Genomic DNA, 17715 nt, shown 5'->3' with positions numbered 1-17715 from the left:
ACAATATCATCTACTGAATCTAAAGGTACATTCAAAGTATAGTTGTACCAGTTACCATCCTCTGTAAGTTCAGCAGTTTCGTTAGTTGAAATGTTGAAATCGGTACTGGCAATTCCTATGTTATCATTTACATTGAATCCAATACCAACAATATCGCCTGTATTGACATTTTCTTCATAAACGATATCCTGAATTACAGGATCAATGTTATCTGAGACATTTACGGAAATGTCATCAGTTGAATTGAAATTGCCTGCAGCGTCAGAGAAAGTAGCATTGAAGTCAATGTCATTAACGGAATCAACAGGGACATTAAGAGTATAGTTGTACCAGTTACCATCGTTTGTAAGTTCAGCAGTTTCATTGGTTGAAATGTTGAAATCGGTACTGGTAATTCCTATGTTATCATTTACATTGAATCCAATCGCGACAACATCACCTGTATTGACATTTTCTTCATAAACGATATCCTGAATTACAGGATCGATATTATCAGAAACACTTATTGTCTTGTCACTACTTGCATTGAAATTGTCTGCACCGTCAGAGAAGGTGGCATTGAAAACAATATCATCTACTGAATCAACAGGGACATTAAGAGTATAGTTGTACCAGTTACCATTCTCTGTAAGTTCAGCAGTATTGTTAGTTGAAATGTTGAAATCGGTACTGGTAATTCCTATGTTATCATTCACATTGAATCCAATACCAACAATATCGCCTGTATTGCTGTTTACAGGAAATTCAACAGCATTAATCACAGGAGGAGTTGTGTCGATGTTAACGATATCCTCCTCACCACTTGCTCCATCGTTGCCTTCTGCATCTTCGGCTGTTTCAAGGGTTGCAGTATAGTCTCCATCGCTATTACCATTATAGATTGTTTCATACGTGTAAGTACCATCAGCGTTATCAGTTTCTGTAAAGTATGCCCCAGTAAACGTAGCTGATTCGGCTCCACTGATAGATACTGATATCGCTGCTAGGTCTTCATTTGATGTGAAATTCAACAAAAGATTTTGCCCGGATGGATTGGACACTTTAAATCCAGTGATTTGCGGAGGAGTTGTGTCGATGTTAACGCTATCCTGCTCACCACTTGCTCCATCATTACCTTCGGCATCTTCGGCTATTTCTAGAGTCGCGGTATAGTCTCCATCACTATTACTATTATAAGTTGCTTCATATGTGTAGGTGCCATCACCGTTATCAGCTTCTGTAAAGTTTGTTCCGGTAAACGTGGCTGATTCGGCACCTGTGATAGATACAGAAATTACAGAGAGCTGTTTGTCACTATCAAAATTTACAGCTAAATTTTTGTCTGATGGATTGGTTAATTCAAAGGAAGAAATTCTTGGTTTTTCAATCACATCAGTTTCCTGTGTAGTTGCAGCCCCGCCAAAAAAATTGAATGACCCTGCTTCATTTGCAGTGACGTCAATAGTAATAGATTCTAGCGTTTTTGTAGAATCTGCTTGCATAGCAAATCCCCAAATTGCAGGATCATCACTGTTTTCGTAAAGATTACCGCCATTACTCCATCGGTCCATATTGTCTTTGAGTGCGTATCCAGGGTCGCTTATATCTCCATACCAATCGGGAACAGTGAATTCCTGTGACCTATCAGTTGTGTCATCACTATAATGAAGTACAACTTCGAACTTTGCTGGATTGTTAGTACCAGCACCACCAGCCGAGGCGATTAAATGAACTGTTTTATATTGCCCATTTGTGACATTTGCAGTAACACTACCTGTGCCGCTAGATTGCCATGCATTGAACCCGTCATCAGTGTGAAATTTAGCAAGTTCTATCCTTGGGTGTGTGGAGGTGGACGGAAAAACACCGTCATCTGGTAGACCGTCATCACGTGGGTTTCCATTATTTTCAGCAACAGTGCCAGTAATCAGTGCTGCCCAACTATCGAATGCCCCTGATTTATCATTGCCATAAACAGTGTCAGCATTATAAATATCAGAAAAATCAAATTGTGCGGTAGTTTCCGCTTCTGCTACTGTAACTAATCCAGTCGTAATGATTAGAAATAGAATAAGTGAGAAGATTAACGATTTAAATCGGTTGTTTTTGTAATTTTCTAAGTTTCGCATCACTAACACCTCAGTTCACATAACTGTTCGAAGCGGCTACTGTCGTTGCTGCCTGTGCAAGGGGATGCAAACAATAATAGTTATTAGTAAAAATAGAATGAAAAGTGTTGATTTGATAATATTATCCTCTCCTTTCACAGACATACGTTAATTGTCTCCGATTAAATGATCACAAATGTTTTCTAATGTAATTATTTATCAATAACATAAAATGGATATATTGTATATATGTCAAGTAATATAATATACCTTTTTTCCATTTAAGCGCCGAACGTAGTATATTTAGAAATTAGCTTCTCTTTTTTCATGATACCCTTATGTAACATCAGTACAAATTTCAGTACATGAAGCAGACAAACAATTTTCCGGACGTTACTGCAGCCCTTGCAAAAAATCGATGTGAAGCCTATCTCCTTGTTGCCGATTCTTCCAATGCCGATATGTATTTTGCCACGAAATTCCTGGCAGGTGACCCTTTCTGTTACATCCAGACCCGCAATGCCAGGGACATGATGCTGATATCGGATATGGAAAAGGGCAGGGTGCAGAAGGAAAGCAGGGTAGAGGAAATCGTGCCTTTGAGTTTCTGTGATTACAAAAAACGCCTCAAGGAAACAGCCGACCCGGGCAGAGCCTACGGAGAATGTATCGGCCAGTTACTGCAAAAGGAAGGAGTGCGACATGTGGCAGTACCCCGGGATTTCCCTGTTTATACAGCCCAGGTGCTCAAAGAGATGGGGTTTACCGTCAATCCGATCCAGAGCCCCTTAAGAAAATTGCGTGAGGTCAAGGAAAAGGGAGAGGTCAATCTTATCAGGCAGGTCCAGCAGGCCAACGAAGAAGCAATGCAATCAGCCATTGAAACCATCAAAACCGCTGAGATCGAGGACAATAAACTCTTCCTTGAAGGTCAACCCCTGACAGCATCCAGGGTACGCAGGATTATTGAACATTCCCTGCTTGATCATGATTGCCGGGCCCATGGAACCATTGTGGCCTGTGGCAAAGGTGCAGCCGATCCGCACTGGCATGGCGAGGGACAGCTGCTGGCAAACGAGCCCATTGTGATCGACATCTTCCCGCAGCATAAACTGCATCACTACTGCGGTGACATGACACGTACCGTAACCAGGGGAGAAACTACAGAACAATTACAGCAGATGTACGATGCCGTGCTTGCAGCCCAAGAAAAGGCTCTGGGAATGCTTAAACCCGGTGTTGCAGCAAATGATGTGCATCAGGCGGTCTGTGATGTGTTCGAAGAAAGAGGATATTCCACAGATGCTGAAAAAGGTGAAGGATACATCCACTCCACAGGTCACGGTGTCGGACTGGAAGTACATGAAGCACCGTCAATCGGTTTAAGGGAGATACCCCTGCAGGCAGGTAATATCATTACCATTGAACCGGGGCTCTACTACCCACATATCGGCGGGATACGCCTGGAAGATCTGGTCCTGATAACAGAACATGGTTATGAGAACCTGAATACTTTTGAAAAGGAATTTGTAGTATAACATTAATCTCCAAAATCATAACAGGTGATGAGCATGCAGGACAAAGTTCAGGAAGTTGAGGAGATTCTCGATAAGTATCTAACCGCCGGTAAGATTCTGTCACAGGTACGGGGAGAAGCCGCGGATAAAATCAAGGTAGGAGCAAAGCTGCTGGATGTAGCCGAGTTTGTGGAACAACGTACAATGGAACTTGGAGGCAAACCCGCTTTCCCCTGCAATCTTTCACGTAATGACGAAGCCGCCCATGCGACCCCGATGGCAGGAGATACGGAAGTTTTTGGCAAGGATATAGTCAAACTGGATATGGGAGTACATGTGGATGGCTATATTGCCGATGCCGCCCTGACCATTGACCTTTCAGGAAATAAGGATCTGGTAGATGCTTCCAGAGAGGCACTGGATGCAGCCATAGATACTGTCAAAGGCGGTGTGAATACTGCAGAGATCGGAGCGGTTATCGAGGATACAATCCGTGACAAGGGATTCAAACCGGTTGCAAATCTCACGGGCCACGGTCTTGCACGTTATCAGGCACATACCCCGCCAAGTATTCCCAATCGCCATATCGGACAGGGAATGGAACTTCAGGCAGGCGATATAATAGCCATCGAGCCCTTTGCAACAGATGGTGCGGGTAAGATCTCAGATGGCAGCTTCACGGAAATCTACCAGTTCATACAGAAAAAGCCCATACGTATGCCTGCAGCCCGCAAACTTCTCAAGGAACTGAAAGAGTACAGCACTTTACCCTTTGCCAAAAGATGGCTGACCTCTCCCAAAATTGATCTTGCCCTGATGCAACTTGAAAAGGCTGAAATCATCACTTCCTTCCCTGTACTGAAAGAGGTAGGTGGAGGAATGGTATCCCAGGCCGAGCACACCCTAATTATAACTGAAGACGGATGCGAAATAACTACTCTTTGAGGTGCCTGTTTTGCGTAAACTTGTGGTTGCAATACATTTCCTGCTGATACTATTTATCCTGATTATGCCCGCATCTGGCCAGACGACCTGGAGCAATCACATAATACTCAAAAATGACATCATGGAATGGAAATACAATGAAAGTTACACAAATTCCTCCGCCGTTTCTTACAGAGATTACATCGATTCACAGCTGGGAGATGACAGTGGGCTTGTCAACGCCTGGGAAGTATTGAAAATGGACGTCAAAGTGCGCAATTACCTTAGAGGAGAACTGGAAGAGGAGATGGATGTACAGATCAATGGTTCCTCTGAAAATATCCAGGTAATGGATATCAAAGCGCAGCTGGATTTTGAAACATTGGGTGACATCAACAAAACAGACAGGATAGAAAATAGTTACAGTGTACATTATATTTTTGATACTGCCGTTCTCAATTCCAGTACGAACTTTACCTTCAGGGGCCAGAATCACTCTGAAGTGGTGATTGAACTTGATGATACAGTGGAGATAAATTCTACAGCAGGAATGGAGAATATTACTGTTTCAGAAGGAGAAAATACTACTTTTGTGAGGGGCAATATCGGGAATACATCACATTTCTCTTTTTATATTGAATAATCGGGTGAGCAAAATGAGAATAGAACAGATCAAACTGGAAAATGGTACAGCACAGGGTCTCAAATGGGAATTTGAAAACGCTTCCTTGCTCCTGATCAAAGCCGACATGGGTTATGTGATGTGTGGCTATCTCAATATGGAAACCGCAGACAAGCTGGGAGATGTGGCTGCTGTGGTAAGTGGCGTGGACAGTTTTGAGGATGTACTGCAGACTTCTCTGAAATCTGTAAGCAAAAAAGCCCTTGATATCGGAATTGAGGAAGGTATGACCGGCAGACAGGCCCTTGAAAAGATGTTCTGATATGCGTTACGCTTTTGAACTTTCCGGAGACCATGAAGAAATCGCTGCAGACGAGGCTCTGGCCTGTCTGGCTACCGAAGGTCTCAAACCGGTATACACGCAACATTATGATCACTGTCTTGTGGTGGAACTTGAAGAGTCAGATGCCGAAAGTAGATTGGAAAAAATTTCCGGAAAACTGGCCATGTGCCATCATATCCTGCGGGTTGCTTTCATCTGCAATAATGAACCCGAAACCATTATTTCCAGTGCAGAAAACTGCGACATAAAACCCCATCTTTCTGCAGGCCAGACCTTTGTAGTACGTGCCCGGAAGGTCAATCACCATACCAGTGTGGAAGGCTCCTACCTGGAACAGAGAGTAGGCGGAGCTGTTTTCAGGAAGGGATACAGGGCCAATCTCAACCAGCCCGATGTTACCCTGCGGCTCATACTGACTGAAAAATGCGTATGTGGCTCTGTCATTGCATCCATAGACCGCAAGGCCTTCCATGCACGTGCACCCCACAAGAAACCCTTTTTCTATCCCGGGGTACTCATGCCCATTACAGCCAGGGCGCTGGTAAACCTTGCAGGGGTAAACAAGGATACAAAACTGCTGGATCCGTTCTGCGGTACTGCCGGCATACTTGTGGAAGCGGCCATGCTGGGTTCAAAAGTAGTCGGCCTGGAAGCACGCAATGAGATCATACAGGGAGCAAAATTGAATCTGGAATATTTCGGCGGGGATTATAACCTGCTTCAGGGAGATGCCTGTAAATTACCCCTCAAAAACAACTGTATTGATTCAGTGATCACCGATCCTCCATATGGCAGGTCCGCCATGATAAAGGCAGAATCCATCCGGCATTTATACGAGGAATCTTTCGCAGAAATGTACAGAGTTCTCAAACCCGCCAGTAAAGCAGTGATCGTGTCGGAGATGGAGATTAACAGGATCGCACTGGATGCGGGATTTACCATAGTGAAACAATACAGCCAGAGAATACACAGAAGCCTGACCCGCAATATCACAATTTTGCAAAAAAATAATCAGTAAAATGTCCTTTTAATTAGATGCCAGTATGCTGCAAGTTCCAGGTCATATTCCTTTCGTTGCGGATATTTATTTTCCACAAGACACCAGAATCTCTTATTGTGCTTGAATTCAATTAGGTGCAAAAGCTCGTGATACACAATATATTCTATCAGATTATCCGGCAGATACATCATGTGCCGGTTGAAAACAAGTTTTTTGTTACTGCTGCAGCTGGCCCATTTCCTCTTCATTTTCCGGAAATTTAAATCCCGGACCTCTACTTCCAGTTCACGTTGCAGCCTTTGTACAATATTTTCCACCAAACTATAAAAATGAGGATCTGCGCGCTTTTTCTCCAGTTTCTTTTCCCCGGCTAGAGCAATCACCCGCTGCAAATGCAGATGTTTGTCGTAAATCCAGTCGCCATTTTTCTCGATAAAAGCTGCAGCATTACCATATCCCTTGGGAACTATTACCCGCAACATTCCGTCCTTAAACTCCAATCTTGCGTATTTGACGGGACGTTGAACTATCTCATAATCTATTACAGCATCCCTGATATGTAACTGCATCATTCAGCCTTTGGTTCTTTTGGCAAAAACTGGTCCATTACCTCGGCTAACACCTGATGATAAACAAGATACTCCTCTATTCTTTCACGGGAGCGACGCATGGAATAACCGTCATCAAACCACTGGACTGAATCGCCATAATTCACATCTGTCAGGATCAGCCCATAGGGTTTTGCAGGTTTAATACCCTCTTCGTAGGAAGCAGGATCCAGCATGTTTTCCAGCCATTCCAGATCCCTGGCACCACTGCCCACAAGCAACAGGACAGTTACAATCTTGCGAATCATTTTCCACAGGAAACTGTTGGCTGTGATATCGATCCTGAGCAGATTGCCGGCAAGTCTCACATCGATCTTCTCGATTCTGCGAATGGTACTGCGTCCGGTATCCCTGAAACAAAAATTAGCAAAATCATGACTGCCTTCAAGGATACTGCAAGCGGCTCTTATTTTTGAAATATCGGCATCCATTGAAGGTGTTATATAGCGATAGGTACGATTTCTGGCATACCTTCTGGGATGAAAATCACTGTCAACTTCAGCACGGGACCACGCCCATATATCCCCTGGTAATTTGGAATTAATCACCCTGGGAATAGCCAGCTTGGGTTTATCGGTATCAAAAGCCACCACCTGTCCCATGGCATGCACTCCGGTATCCGTACGCCCGGCACTTACAAACCTAGCAGAGGAAGGATCCTCGATAATCTCAAGGGACTGCAGGGCTTCAAAAAGTTTCCCTTCCACAGTGGATACTCCGGGCTGCACCTGAGAACCACGATATGAAGAGCCAATATAAGCGATTTTGAGAGCAACTCTCATACAGGATCACTTGTGTCCAATTACACCTTTTTCCTATTATAAATTTCCCACAATGCAAGTACTGCTATTATAAACAGGCATCCAAAGAGGAACCATACACCTATATGGGAGAGGAAATCCGCAGATATCAGACTGCTGGCATCTGCTGCAGCTGCAGTTTCACCGGCTGCCCTGGCAGCTTCTGTGGTTGCGTTTGCGGGGGCTTGCCCAGCAAAAAGGGCTGTATCATTGCTGGTATTGCCAGCCGGCATCTCAGACATCACCGCAGGGGCGACCGGTGGCGTGGTCTGGCCCAGAGGTTCAAAATCCCTGAGGTATTCAATACCCAATGCTGCAAATAGAGCTGCTCCTGCCATTGCCACATATTTACGTAGCATACCGAGGATACTGGAGCGATCGGTTTTGCTGCTACCCGGGACTACCACGATCATTTTTTGCATGGGTTCATATATCTTGATCTCCCTGCCCTTGCGGCTCCATTTGGTCTCCTTTACCTCTATGAGTTCGCTTTCCAGCAAGCCATCCAGATTGTACTTGATAGTGGTAAGGGGCATATCAAGCTCTTCGGCTATCGAAGTTGCAGACATGGGCTGTCTTGCGAGTAATTCCAGTATCTTCAGGGATTTCTCATTGGAAAGGGTCTGGGTAATTTTACGTGAATCTTCATTTAAAGGTAAAACCAATACTTTTTCCGTATTGTCATCGTTTTCCATATAGAGGAGTATCAATCAATAAACTAATAAACTTAGTGTAATGTGCGGGCTGCTTCGTAACAATCCTTAAATTTAAATATCACTTCCGACAATGTAATGTAACTTTTAAGGCGATATCATGATCACGAAAAAGCAGATCTCCGACATCCTGAAAGACTACAATACCGAGGACCTGGCGATTGCAACGGTATGTTCTCATTCCAGCCTCCAGATATTCCATGGAGCCAGGAAAGAGGGGTTAAAAACAATCGGAATTTGCATAGGTGAACCTCCGCGCTTTTATAATGCCTATCCCCTGGCCAAACCCGATGAGTTCATTTCCGTTGACAGTTACAAGAATATACCCGATATCGCCCCCCTTTTAAGACAGAAAAACGCCATAATAATACCTCATGGTTCCTTTGTGGAATACATGGGTGCCGATAAATTCCTTGATCTTGAAGTACCCACCTTTGGTAACCGTGCTGTACTCAATTGGGAATCAGACCGCACAAAAGAGCGGGAATGGCTGGAGGGAGCAGGAATTCACATGCCCCGGCTTGTAGAACCCGAAGACATCCACGGTCCTGTAATGGTCAAATATCATGGTGCCAAAGGAGGACGCGGTTTCTTCATTGCCAAGAACTATGAGGAATTCCTGGAAAATATCGATGAAAGTGAGAAGTACACCGTCCAGGAATTTATTGTAGGCACACGCTATTATCTGCACTTCTTCTATTCACCACTCAGGCAAGAAGGATACAAACTCAGTAACGGAACACTTGAAATGCTGAGTATGGACAGACGTGTCGAATCCAATGCCGATGAGATATTCCGTCTGGGTTCTCCTAAAGAACTGGAAAAAGCAAGTGTGCAACCGACCTATGTTGTTACCGGCAATATCCCCCTGGTAGCCAGGGAATCACTGATGCCCAAGATATTTTCTCTCGGAGAACAGGTTGTGGAAGAATCCCTCAAATTGTTTGGCGGCATGATCGGATCCTTCTGTCTGGAAACGGTTTTTACAGACCAGCTTGAGATCAAGGTATTCGAGATTTCAGCCAGGATAGTAGCAGGTACCAATATATACACCAATGGTTCGCCATACTCTGATTTCATAGAAGAAGGATTATCCACAGGCAAACGTATTTCCCAGGAAGTCAAACTTGCAGCAGAGCAGGAAAAGCTGGAAGTAATCCTTTCCTGAAAAACTCAGGTAAGCAATAATCCAGTCTCTCTTTTTTCTTTAAATCTTTTTAATTAATTATGTACCAATAGCCGGGCTAAGGTTTGAAAAAAGAAGACCAAAAAGAGGGGGTTGTTGAGGAATACTCGATGATGGGGGATGAGTTTTGGAGGATCAGTACTGCAATACTCAATTGGGGGAGTTTGGGGGGATTTTCGCAGTATTCCTCAACTATTCCCCTCAAATAATCTATAATATATATAGTTTCTTATTTTTCGTTATGTTTTTAAATGTCCAAAGATGGCAACTAATCCATATTACAATCAGGTTTGACTTTCAATTGTTGAGAATTAACGAATAATTTACAAAAGCCATATTTTTCTCAACTCTCTTCAGGGTTGTTTCATTTGTGACATTAAGAGTGGCTGCATTTTCTTCCAGAAAAGTACCCAGACTGCAGGATTGATTGAGAATTTGACTGTACCTCTCAGTCACAGGTTGCAGGCTGGGAGATGGACTGAAAGATTGCATTGTTTCTTTGGATTCCCTGCAGTGAGTAGTAAGGTTGCCAGCAGCTCTTTCCAGTATTACCACATCCCGGGCTTCAAGAGACTGTTTGATATCTGCATAATCGGAATGAATGACATCGAGTGAACCCTTCATCCATTTCAGGTACTCAACATCTTCCTTGCCCTGAGCCACGGTTTCATTAACATCATTCACCGTGTCCCCTATGTCAGAACAGCCCGACGTAAACAGCATTAAAACCAATAACAAAAAAAGCAGGCCTCTCCTCTGCAAGAATTTCCTCATGCAAAGGAGAGGTGTGAAATATTGATATAATTTATGGGATATGGATCAGGCAGACGTATAAACCTTTACGTTTGCAGGACTTTTTGTGATATTGCCTTTTTTCACGCCGATCAGGGTATCGATCCCTTTGTTGGATGCTATGTCCAGTATACGCTGGGTAACAACACCATCAAATACCACACTTTTTACATTATTCTCTGAATTCTTCAAGGTATTCACAAGATCACGTACAGGTGTTTCATTGACAACCTTATCATCCTGGTCAAGCAGGCGTGCTCCAAGGGTACCTGCAAGCGATTCCGAATGAGGACTTAAACGTTTCAGAACGGGATGTTGCGAGGTTGTAGGTTTTGACCTGGAAGGTTTTGGCTTTTCTTTTTTGATGGGTGGCTCGGCGATCTTTTTAATTTTGGCAGCGGGATTCCTGGGACGATCGGGTTTGACCCTTTTTTCACGTTTTGGAACCCGGGCGATACGGCCACCTTTTTTAGGACCTGAAGGGGTGGATGGTTTGGCTTTTTCAGCAGGTTTATCGATAGAATAGGCTTCCATTGCCTGTTCTACCGGTACTTTCTGGCGAAGGGAACGTATTATTTCCCTCTGTACAAGATCCTCAACCGTTTTACCATCAGGAGCACGTGCCACATAATCGATATCTGCTACCTGCAGCAGTTCCTTGATAATGAGCTTGCCTCCCCTGTCACCATCGGTAAATGCGGTTACGGTCTTTTTCCGGGTAAGTTCTGCAACCTCAGGAGGCACATTCGTACCACCCACACAGATGGCATTCTTGATACCATAACGCAGCAGGTTCAGGACATCGGCACGTCCTTCTACCACTACAATGGCATCGGAATCAAGTACATTGGGACCGCAGGGGATATTCTTATTCTTGCCAAAGAACTGCATTTCTTCGACGCGTACGGATTGACGTACTTCGTCAGCGATTTCCTGGGATTCAGGCAAGTTGGCATCGAACATACCTGTGAGAATGAATTTGGCCCTTTCGACTATGTGTTTGCGTTTGGTCGCACGCACATCCTCTATATTGCTAACTTCGATGTTCGCAGAACAGGGACCTACCCTGTCAATGGTTTCCAGTGATGCTGCGAGGATTGATGTCTCGATCCTGTCCAGACTGGAAGGAATGTGTATGTTGCCCTTGGTCTTTCCACCCTTGGTGCTTACAACGACCTCGATCCTGCCGATCCTGCCGGTCTTCTGGAGATCACGCAGATCAAGATCAGACCCCAGCAAACCTTCGGTCTGTCCGAAGATAGCTCCTACAATATCAGGGCGTTCTATCACCCCGTCAGCATTGATTTTTGAATGAATGATATACTTTGTTGTATCAGTACTTTGCATTGTTGATTCACTCCTTATTCTTAGAGAATGCATTAAAATCGCGATCAGAACAAAGAAAAACAGAATATATTTCCAGAAGTCACCACATCAAGCCCGGATAATGCCGGCTCTATGCTTTTGTCCCCCACGGACAAATGTTGTACCAACAGTCCGAATGAACACATAAGACTGTGAACTAACTTGTTTAAGTTCAATTTTGCTTGTGTGATTGGATCTTATATAAATTATCCAATGTTATATAACCGACCCTATCGGAAATATATGCTTCTATGAGTGATGAAATCTGATAATGCTTCCGTTTTATTGATCATTGGCCGCCCATGTTGGCAGCCAATCGTAATGATCCAAATTTATCTGCATTGGCTGATTATTCATTAGATCATAACACCTAATGAAATTTGATAATGTTAATAATGATCATATAATTTTAATGACCAATTCTAGTTGGATTTTGTCCTTTAAGAACTTTATGGTACTTACCAAAGAACAAAAAGATCAGACTAAAATAAAAATGTAGATGTGTCTCCAGTGGAAATATGGGGGTCTGCTGTTGGTCTTTCCCCATTTAACGGGAGATTATTTATTCATCTGCAACTTCTATATATTCAGGTAGAACTTCTTTGCTGAGTACTATCTCGTCGTTGGCACAGAGGAACTCGTATCCATCTTTTGCAGCACTGGCTGCATCTATCTCAAGTATAACCGGATTATCGGTATGCACCGATGCCGCCTGTCTTGCTCGCTGGCTGGTATTACTCAGATGAATATAGGTCTGCCTGTAAGGTTTGATACCATTTTCCAGAAGCATATCAACCTCTTCCTGACTTACCCCATAATAGAGTACATCAGAATCATACAGGGGATAATCAAGATCCACATCTATAGAATGACCATAGCGGGCACGTATAAAAGAGTCATCAATTTCATATCTCTGTTTGGGATCAGATTCCACAAGGGACACCAGACGCGTCTTGCCTGCCCACTTATACCGTTTTTTCATTGCCTCACAAAAAGCATCAAGCTCGATCCAGCCCTGAGCGTCCATATCCAGCCCTACATCATCCGGAAAATGCCTGAGGACACCGGAAACGAAACGTCCCAGTCTCATCTCATGCTCATCATCGAGCATAAATTTACCTCTTTCCCCGCATTGGGGGCATTCCTCACCACGGAAATAGCCGTGTTCTCCACACTTTCGGATCATGATATCAGGAGAGGGATGGAACTTATGGTTAATTATATTATCGGAATGACCGGTTTCGTTAGGTTTATCACATTCGTCCTGCAATGAAGACTAACTATTCATTATTATCAAAGATTGCAGGTGTGCTGATGGACGATATCGATACAGTATATGAAAAACTGGAAGGCATAATTTCCAGGGAAGAATTTGAAGCAAAGGTAGAGGAAAAAATAGAGGAGATGCATAACCTCTGTGATGTCCAGACAGCCGCCCTGCTGGTAGCACATAACCTCGGTGCTACGGAGGCGGGCGTTGAGACGATCAAGATTGCAGACATAAATGAGGCATCATCCAACGTGAATTTCACAGGAAAGGCCGTTTCTGTTTTTGAACCAAAGGAATTCAGCCGTGATGATGGCACCACAGGCAGGGTTGGAAATATTATAGTGGCGGATGAAACAGGTTCGATCAGGGTAACCCTCTGGGATGATCTTGCAGACCTTTTGAAAACCGGGGATATCAGTGCCGGTAAGAGTTACAATATCAGTGGCTACGCCAAAGAAGGTTATTCAGGAATTGAAGTGAATATCGGCAGAGGGGGAGGCATTTCTGAAAGTGAGGAAAATGTCAAAGCAAATATTAACCTCTCCGGTATCTCGGAGATAAAGGACGGGGATTCTGATGTAAATGTCGTTGGAATGGTGCTGGATGTATCGGATGTGCGTACTTTCCAGAAACGTGATGGTTCTGAAGGACGGGTACGCAACATTACAATAGGGGATGAAACCGGCAAGATCCGGATTACCCTGTGGGATGGACGTACCGAACTTGCAGATAAACTGGAAACCGGGGATAGTGTGGAAATAATCAATGGTTATGCCCGGCTTAACAACTACAGCCAGGAAGTAGAGATACAGGTAGGCAACCACAGCAGTCTGCGCAAAACCGACAGAGAAGTGGAGTTTGAAGAAGATTATACCCCGATTGCCGACATAATCCCCGGCCAGCCCTACTCAATCAAAGGAGCAGTTTCCGGTATGGGAGACCTCAAGGAATTTAGCCGCAGCAATGGCAGTGAAGGGAAGGTTTCCAATATATATGTCTCCGATGAGACGGGCAGGATCAGGATTGCACTCTGGGATGAAAAGGCCGAGCTTGTGGACAAAGTCGATATAGATACACCTATTAAGATCATCGATGCTTTTGCTAAATCCGGTTTCAATGAGGAAGTGGAGCTCAATGCCGGAGGACGAAGTAAAGTGATCGTTTCCTGAAAACTTGAATTTTGTCTTCAATTTTTCCACGGCTTAAGGCCGTGGGCTTCTTTTATTCATATACACTGTTATACGATAGCTATTAATACATCCATTTTAAAATACCACTTATAATATATCAGGACATTTATAATGAATCGTTTAAACAAAGATAAATCTCTTGATTTTGAAAGTGCATTACTTAAATTTGATCGTGTTTATGCTGGACAGATACTTGAAGGCGCCCTTTCGGAAAATGATACTTTTCAGGTGATCGATGAAATTGTGTCTCCTGCCCTTACAAGAATCGGAACCGCCTGGGATACAGGAGAAATTGCCCTTTCCCAGAATTATATGGCAGCTAGGATTGCAGAACAACTTATGGACGAGATTTTGCCTGCTGCAAGTACTGAAAGAATTGATTACCCCAAAATAGCAATAACTACACTTGGCGATTATCACATGCTGGGTAAAAAGGTTGTTACTTCAATGCTGCGATCAACAGGATATTCAATTATTGAATACGGTAATATGGATCTAGATCAGCTCGTTGAGAAACTGAATGAAGATGATATCGATCTACTCCTCACATCAACCCTGATGCTGAATATTGCTCTGAAGATCAGGGAACTAAAAAAACGTATGGATAAAAGGGGGTTGAAAACGAAGGTAATTGCCGGAGGTGCCCCTTTTTTGTTTGATGATATGTTGTACAGGGAAGTCGGGGCTGATCACATGGCAAGGACTTCCTCTGATGTATACAAAATGATTGACCAGTATAAAGAGGAGGTACACCAATGAAAGACGCAATGACACCTATGGAACGTGTACTTACAACCCTTGGTCACGAAGAACCTGACAGGGTTCCTTATTTCCTTCTGCTTACAGGTCATGGTGCACAGTTATTGAATATGCACCCGGAGAAATACTTTTCAAGTGGGGAAAACGTTGCCCGGGCACAGCTTAAAATGCAGGAAACATATGGGCATGATTGTTTCTATCCTTTCTTTTATGCCTCCCTTGAAACCCAGGCCTAGGGCGGTTCAACCGTATTCTATGATGATGGTCCACCCAATGCAGGCAAACCCATAATCGAATCATTCGAACAAATCGATGAGCTGGAAGCTCCTGATGTAATGGGACACAAAGGATTTGATGAGGTACGTAAGGCTATCAGTATTCTTTACAGGGAAAAAGGCGAAGAGATCCCTATTATCGGAACTGTTATGTCCCCATTTTCGTTACCTGTGATGCAAATGGGATTTGACAGGTATTTTGACCTGATGTACGAGGACAGGGAGAAGTTCTGGAAATTAATGGATGTGAACAAAAAGTTCTGCACAGAATGGGCCAACTCACAGCTTGAAGCCGGTGCTACGGCAATTGGTTACTTTGACCCTGTATCATCCCCTACCATAGTGCCCAAGGAAACATTCCTCGAGACAGGATATAAGGTTGCAAAAGATACAATCGACAATATCAATGGTGCCGTGGCCACACATCTGGGTTCCGGGCGCAGTATGCCAATCCTTGAAGACCTTCAGGATACAGGGGCTGCTGCACTGGGTGTAAGTGCCATGGAAGACCTGACCGAGCTAAAAGACAGGTGCAAAGGGAAAATCTCCCTGCTGGGCAACCTCAATGCTATTGAAATGAGGCACTGGACAGCTGAACAAACAGAAAATAAAGTGAGGGAAGCCATACAGAAAGCAGGTGATGGTGGCGGATATATTCTTTCAGATAACCACGGGGAAATGGTATGGGATGTCTCTCATGAGACACTTCTCAACATCGCAAATGCTGTGAAAAAATATGGTAGTTACCCACTGGAAAAATAACAGATCATTATGGAATCGAAAAACCCTCTACTATTGCTTTCAAATGACCTCTGTGTCCATGGTGAGGGGCTCACTTCCAATAAAAAGATGTTAAAAGACGCATCCATACTTAATATGCAGGATTTCAGGTACTTAACCCCTGAATCACAGCAAGAACTGCTAGAAAGCCATGGTACTGTGTATATAATTACATCTGCAAATGAAAGACCTTTACCCCGGCTACTGGATATATTTGATAATGAAAAATACCACATAAAGGCTGAAGAATGTCAGGACGCTGACAAATCTGCTTATCCTTATATCCTCAATGCAAAACTTATGGAATTAATGCTTGAACAAAAGCAAGCAAAAAATCGCAAACTCAGCGAGCAAATGTCCTCTTACTTAATAGCAATGGATTCAATCTATACTCTCTCCTCATATGATCGCAAAGAGGACATTATAAATCATACAAAAGAATTCTTTGCAATGATGTGCCTGCCCGAAAACCTGTGTTATTTTGAGGCACATAACACAAAAGCACAAAGTGACATACATCTTACTGATTTCCAGAAAAAGGAAATTGTAGCTTTTCTTAAGAGCAATGAATATTATAAAATAGCCCCATCGAAAAAGAGTTTCTGTTTCAGGCTAGCTTTGCAGGATAGGGATGAAGGAATATTTGTTCTTGAAAATATAGCCTATCCGAGTCGTTTACATGAATTCCTGAATTTAACTTTGAGCATTCGCAGCGTGCTTTCACTGGTACTGGAGAATATTGCCAGGCAGAATGAACTGGTAAAGTCACATAATTTACTTGCCGATGCAAACGATATGCTGAAAGTAATTAACAAGATCTTGCGTCATGACCTGGCTAATAACCTGGGCGCTATTAAAATGTCCCTGGAGATGAATGAAACCAGGCCTAATCCAAAATACATCCAGATTTCCAAAAAAGCTGTTGACCGCAGTTTTGAAAAAATCAATGACATGAAAGGACTTGAAAATCTTATAGGCACCGGGAAAGACCTTAACTGTTATGAAGTGAAGGAAATTATAGAAAAAATTGCAGGTACAGATATTGAAATGGATATTTCCATTGATGGCCATTGCAAAGTTCTGGCAGATAATGCATTGTCCTCTGTTTTTGAAAATATAATAAAAAATGCAATTGCTCATGGTAAAGCCAATAAAATGAGGATTACAATGGCACCTTCCGGGAAGTATTGTCACATTTCCATAGAGGATAACGGCACAGGAATCCCCGATGAAATAAAGACCAAAATCTTCAAGGAAGGGTTTACTGAAGGCGGAGATAGCAATTCTGGACTGGGTCTGTATATTTCAAAAAAGGTTATAGAAAGATATGGAGGCCATATTGCAGTAAAGGATAACACACCAAATGGAGCAAAATTCATCCTTGATATACCCTCTACAAAATGATTTTTTTCCTCAACAAACCTACTATAAATAATATTTGGTGATATTCACCCTCAGGCATGCTTATTTTTCATAACTGGTAC

General features: G+C 43.2%; 17 protein-coding genes and 1 pseudogene. 11 read left to right on the top strand and 7 right to left on the bottom strand.

The features are described from left to right. The coding region (locus tag BKM01_RS10690; protein ID WP_211280459.1) for an autotransporter outer membrane beta-barrel domain-containing protein at positions 1 to 2108 on the bottom strand (2108 nt) is incomplete at its 3' end. A 344-nt stretch (positions 2109 to 2452) separates the two neighbouring features. Between BKM01_RS10690 and BKM01_RS10685 the strand changes: the two genes are divergently transcribed. From BKM01_RS10685 to BKM01_RS10665, 5 genes are read left to right on the top strand one after another with little or no spacing between them, the layout of a single operon-like run. Then, a complete protein-coding gene (locus BKM01_RS10685; RefSeq protein WP_072362006.1) occupies positions 2453 to 3625 on the top strand; it encodes a M24 family metallopeptidase in 1173 nt (390 codons plus the stop codon). Positions 3626 to 3658: 33 nt separating this feature from the next. Further along, the gene (map, locus tag BKM01_RS10680; RefSeq protein WP_072362002.1) at positions 3659 to 4549 is read left to right on the top strand and encodes a type II methionyl aminopeptidase; all 891 of its coding nucleotides are present in this window, start codon (positions 3659 to 3661) and stop codon (positions 4547 to 4549) included. Between the two features lie 10 nt (positions 4550 to 4559). Further along, positions 4560 to 5171, top strand: a complete 612-nt coding sequence (locus tag BKM01_RS10675) for a hypothetical protein (protein WP_072361999.1) — start codon at positions 4560 to 4562, stop codon at positions 5169 to 5171. A 13-nt stretch (positions 5172 to 5184) separates the two neighbouring features. Beyond that, a complete protein-coding gene (locus BKM01_RS10670) occupies positions 5185 to 5472 on the top strand; it encodes a YunC family protein (protein WP_072361996.1) in 288 nt (95 codons plus the stop codon). A 1-nt stretch (position 5473) separates the two neighbouring features. Then, complete coding sequence (locus BKM01_RS10665; RefSeq protein ID WP_072361993.1) at positions 5474 to 6511, top strand: TRM11 family SAM-dependent methyltransferase; 1038 nt, start codon at positions 5474 to 5476, stop codon at positions 6509 to 6511. Here BKM01_RS10665 and BKM01_RS10660 read toward each other — a convergent pair. The 3 genes from BKM01_RS10660 to BKM01_RS10650 are packed head-to-tail and all read right to left on the bottom strand — an operon-like array spanning position 6505 to position 8596. Next, complete coding sequence (locus tag BKM01_RS10660; RefSeq protein ID WP_072361990.1) at positions 6505 to 7065, bottom strand: M48 family metallopeptidase; 561 nt, start codon at positions 7063 to 7065, stop codon at positions 6505 to 6507. The two genes, BKM01_RS10665 and BKM01_RS10660, sit on opposite strands and share 7 nt — an antisense overlap. Beyond that, positions 7062 to 7883: a tRNA pseudouridine(38-40) synthase TruA gene (truA, locus tag BKM01_RS10655; protein WP_072361986.1), complete on the bottom strand. Its 822-nt coding sequence runs from the start codon at positions 7881 to 7883 to the stop codon at positions 7062 to 7064. Before truA ends, BKM01_RS10660 begins: the two co-directional genes overlap by 4 nt. Positions 7884 to 7903: 20 nt before the next feature. After that, on the bottom strand, positions 7904 to 8596 hold the full coding sequence (locus BKM01_RS10650; protein WP_072361984.1) for an ArsR/SmtB family transcription factor: 693 nt from the start codon (positions 8594 to 8596) through the stop codon (positions 7904 to 7906). Positions 8597 to 8714: 118 nt separating this feature from the next. Between BKM01_RS10650 and BKM01_RS10645 the strand changes: the two genes are divergently transcribed. Both BKM01_RS10645 and BKM01_RS10860 read left to right on the top strand, forming a co-directional pair. Then, positions 8715 to 9782, top strand: coding sequence for a formate--phosphoribosylaminoimidazolecarboxamide ligase (locus BKM01_RS10645; protein ID WP_072361981.1), 1068 nt, complete (start codon positions 8715 to 8717; stop codon positions 9780 to 9782). An 83-nt stretch (positions 9783 to 9865) separates the two neighbouring features. Continuing rightward, entirely contained in the window at positions 9866 to 10009 is a 144-nt protein-coding gene (locus BKM01_RS10860) for a hypothetical protein (protein ID WP_157769644.1), read from the top strand. 88 nt (positions 10010 to 10097) lie between these two features. On the opposite strand, the gene BKM01_RS10640 is transcribed toward BKM01_RS10860, so the two are convergent. The 3 genes from BKM01_RS10640 to BKM01_RS10630 all read right to left on the bottom strand — a co-directional run bounded on the left by BKM01_RS10640 (position 10098) and on the right by BKM01_RS10630 (position 13143). Continuing rightward, positions 10098 to 10484 carry a hypothetical protein gene (locus BKM01_RS10640; protein WP_143744183.1) on the bottom strand — a complete coding sequence of 129 codons (387 nt, stop codon included), beginning with the start codon at positions 10482 to 10484 and terminating at the stop codon, positions 10098 to 10100. 135 nt (positions 10485 to 10619) lie between these two features. Beyond that, on the bottom strand, positions 10620 to 11939 hold the full coding sequence (gene dnaG, locus BKM01_RS10635; RefSeq protein WP_072361977.1) for a DNA primase DnaG: 1320 nt from the start codon (positions 11937 to 11939) through the stop codon (positions 10620 to 10622). Positions 11940 to 12519: 580 nt separating this feature from the next. Next, on the bottom strand, positions 12520 to 13143 hold the full coding sequence (locus tag BKM01_RS10630) for an RNA 2'-phosphotransferase (RefSeq protein ID WP_072362025.1): 624 nt from the start codon (positions 13141 to 13143) through the stop codon (positions 12520 to 12522). 128 nt (positions 13144 to 13271) lie between these two features. Between BKM01_RS10630 and BKM01_RS10625 the strand changes: the two genes are divergently transcribed. The 4 genes and pseudogenes from BKM01_RS10625 to BKM01_RS10610 all read left to right on the top strand — a co-directional run bounded on the left by BKM01_RS10625 (position 13272) and on the right by BKM01_RS10610 (position 17635). Next, a complete protein-coding gene (locus tag BKM01_RS10625) occupies positions 13272 to 14396 on the top strand; it encodes an OB-fold nucleic acid binding domain-containing protein (RefSeq protein WP_072361974.1) in 1125 nt (374 codons plus the stop codon). A 132-nt stretch (positions 14397 to 14528) separates the two neighbouring features. Beyond that, positions 14529 to 15176: a cobalamin B12-binding domain-containing protein gene (locus tag BKM01_RS10620; RefSeq protein WP_072361971.1), complete on the top strand. Its 648-nt coding sequence runs from the start codon at positions 14529 to 14531 to the stop codon at positions 15174 to 15176. Then, positions 15173 to 16213: pseudogene (locus tag BKM01_RS10615) on the top strand (uroporphyrinogen decarboxylase family protein). Before BKM01_RS10620 ends, BKM01_RS10615 begins: the two are co-directional and overlap by 4 nt. A 9-nt stretch (positions 16214 to 16222) precedes the next feature. Further along, complete coding sequence (locus BKM01_RS10610; RefSeq protein WP_072361968.1) at positions 16223 to 17635, top strand: sensor histidine kinase; 1413 nt, start codon at positions 16223 to 16225, stop codon at positions 17633 to 17635. Positions 17636 to 17715 lie beyond the last annotated feature (80 nt).

This window comes from Methanohalophilus portucalensis (assembly GCF_002761295.1).
GTDB classification, from domain to species: domain Archaea; phylum Halobacteriota; class Methanosarcinia; order Methanosarcinales; family Methanosarcinaceae; genus Methanohalophilus; species Methanohalophilus portucalensis.
This window is presented reverse-complemented; position numbering and strand designations above follow the sequence as displayed.